Here is a 2,855-nt window from a genome sequence, read left to right as displayed (position 1 = left end):
ACGTGACATCTTGGCCCAACTACAGACTATCAATGACCCAGTATCCATTGCGCCCCTAACGATTAAGACAAAGCTAGGGTATGGCGTTGGTGAAATGAGTAAAGAAATTCCTAACAGTATTCTGGTTTTCTTTTTATTCTTCTTTTTTACCAATGTTGTAGGCCTTTCGCCAAGCTTGGCAGGGAGCGTGTTGCTGGTTAGCAAAGTGTGGGATGCGGTCAATGATCCCCTGGTGGGCTGGCTTAGCGATCGCACCCAATCACGATGGGGTAGACGGTTTCCCTGGATGCTCTGGGGGGCAGTCCCGTTAGGGTTAAGCTTCTGGATGCTCTGGCTGATTCCGCCATTCAGTAGCCAGTGGCAATTATTTACTTACTACACGTTTGTACTATTTCTGTTCTATGGGGCTCTGACTGTCGTTGCGATTCCCCACTCCACACCCAAATGATCCTGGGGGTACAGGGTACGGCGTTGGTGATGATGTTTTTTGGAGTCCCATTGGTCAACGGATTGGCAAACGCGCTGTCTATTGTTGGGGCATTCCTTTAACGATTGTGGCTTTAATGGGGTTATTTTTGCTCAAGCCAGGGCAGACTGGCTTGATGTATGGGTTAGGTGTTTTAGCGGGCATGGGACTCTCAACGGCCTATCTGGTGCCCTGGTCGATGTTGCCCGATGTGCTTGATCTTGATGAGCTGCACACTGGCCAGCGGAGAGAAGGCATCTTTTGTGGTTTGATGATTCAATTGCAAAAGTTTGGCACTGCGATCGCAGTTTTTATGGTGGGCAAAATGCTGGAAGGTGCTGGCTATATTTCTCAAAGTAATGGTAGTGAGCTAGCGATTACTCAACCAGATAGTGCATTGGTAGCGATTCGGTGGATATTGGGGCCGTTTCCGGCCATTGTGCTACTGACTGGGATTTGTTGCGCTGCGATTTATCCGATTACGCGTCACCGTCATGATGAGATTTTGTTAAAGCTCAAGACATCTGAGGACGCGTAAGTTCTATTCAGCCTGAGGGCATGCTGCGCAGATGCACCTGAGTATTAGGGATCTGCGGCTAAATAATGTACCTGATCAATCCGGTTTCGACTCCGCTCAACCTGCTAGCTTCGAGAGTTGAGCGGAGTCGAAACTCGATCTACGAGTATTTCATTTTCGAGCCCGTCCCTTATTTCTTATTGGGTAACAGGTCTAGCATGGTTAGGAATCTCGCCATAGTCGATAACAGCCATTCTTCTCCTATTGTTGCTAGATTTAATTTTGACAACAGTTTCTCCATCAAGCAGAGTAATAACAAACGTAACGCTTGGATTGTAGCTTTTCATCGCTACATTTGTATTGCTGTCATTCGCATCACCGCTGGCCTCAAATCTGATCTCCTCAGGAGCTACAGACAAGTAATACCCGACTCCTTGTGGCTTGAGCGCTTTCTCAACTATGCCTAACTCTGGAATATACTGTGCTCCAAAATTCGAACTGATGAGGCCTATTCCTGCATCTCCATAGTGTCCGTATTGCTCTAATGTGTAGCTATACCTGGCGTTGGGGGGACCTGATATACGGATACGAGGCTCGGCCAGGGGTGGCTCACTCTCTGATCCACCGCAATAACCGATCACTAGAGCGATCAGGGTTAAGATCAACACGTTAATGAGGAGTGGGCATCTCATATTCTATATCGTCTTCAAAAGTTTAGAATTCGAGGGTTCATTTGCCCAATATTACGGAGCATTAGACAAGTTCAGCTTCCAACTCAACTTTGAAGACTTCTGTTGTCATGAGAGTCTAATATTGTCCATCACTCAACCTAAGTAACCTTTACCATTATATTGATTACTGCTCGGTAGTCGATATGCGTAAGTATTTCTAAGATAAGGATGAAGTTGTTAAGACATAGACAAGACAATTTTAGTCATTCACTCTGTCTAACGGTTGCGTTCAGCGGTAAACAGTACCTTACATAATGTGGCAAAGATATGATTCCGTCCGCTGCAACACGATGGTAGACTGCTTAGCGCAAGTCCAAAATCAAACTATCTCTACACAGGCTTACATAAATGGCTGTTCGACCGACTCCAAACTCATCTTAGAAAAATGCTCTCGTAAAAAATCATGCCAAAACTTATATCGACCACCTACTCTTTGCAGAAGTTTTCGTTCAGTAGCGTAGTTTAGAAAACGAGCATAGTTCCATGGTATATACTTCTTATGATAAAGAATACATCGTAAGACAAAGTGTTTAATACAAATCAAGCCAGAGTTACTGCTACAAATCAAACTAGCAAATATTCCAGCTGCTAAAGCAATACAAGTTGATCGAACAATCTCAAATCCATCCATTTCGATGGTAAAGAAAGCACCGATTAAACTCCCAAAAACAAACCACATTGTCGAATAATTTCTTGTTCTTCTAATACCCTGGTTAGGAGTCCTTTTTAGATCAATCTTAATTGCTTTTCCAGGAGCGACACCCGCCAGTAAACCACTGAGAAAAAAGGCAAAGAGTTCAAAGACAGCATATTTAAGGTTTTGATCGTAAAACTTAGGTTGCAACAAGAAATGAATAGGGATAAATGTCATCCCAATAACAAAACCAAAACTCGTATACCGAATGGCTCTCTCAAGTGAAAATTCAACTTTGTCAACTACTTTTATGTGTTTAGGCAATAGCCCGTAGGAAGCACTTCCAACACCTATGCTAGTCAACAGAATAAGCCAAGGCCAACTCATCACTGAATCTATTGGCATCAAATAAATTAGAATGAACATTACTATAAAAAATATCAAGCCAGGCAAAAAAAACTCTAATAATCTAAGAAAAAAAATGAACCGTTTACCTGAGACTAGAGA

General features: G+C 43.3%; 4 protein-coding genes. 2 read left to right on the top strand and 2 right to left on the bottom strand.

Annotation, left to right across the window (positions count from 1 at the left end):
- Together IQ260_RS31325 and IQ260_RS31320 are read left to right on the top strand one after the other, a co-directional pair.
- The coding region (locus tag IQ260_RS31325; RefSeq protein WP_228016554.1) for an MFS transporter at nt 1-448 on the top strand (448 nt) is incomplete at its 5' end.
- Nucleotides 420-1,004 (top strand): MFS transporter, encoded by a 585-nt coding sequence (locus tag IQ260_RS31320; RefSeq protein WP_228016553.1) that lies wholly within the window; start codon nt 420-422, stop codon nt 1,002-1,004. The genes IQ260_RS31325 and IQ260_RS31320, both read left to right, overlap by 29 nt.
- A gap of 176 nt (nt 1,005-1,180) precedes the next feature.
- Here IQ260_RS31320 and IQ260_RS29470 read toward each other — a convergent pair whose 3' ends face one another.
- A complete protein-coding gene (locus IQ260_RS29470) occupies nt 1,181-1,651 on the bottom strand; it encodes a hypothetical protein (protein ID WP_193996614.1) in 471 nt (156 codons plus the stop codon).
- A 403-nt stretch (nt 1,652-2,054) separates the two neighbouring features.
- Nucleotides 2,055-2,855 (bottom strand): hypothetical protein (locus IQ260_RS29465; RefSeq protein ID WP_228016552.1); only part of this gene is annotated, 801 nt, incomplete at its 5' end.

The sequence above is a fragment of the Leptolyngbya cf. ectocarpi LEGE 11479 genome (genome assembly GCF_015207065.1).
GTDB lineage: Bacteria > Cyanobacteriota > Cyanobacteriia > Phormidesmidales > Phormidesmidaceae > Leptothoe > Leptothoe ectocarpi.
Note: the sequence above shows the minus strand (reverse complement) of the source record. Positions and strands in the feature narration are given on the sequence as shown.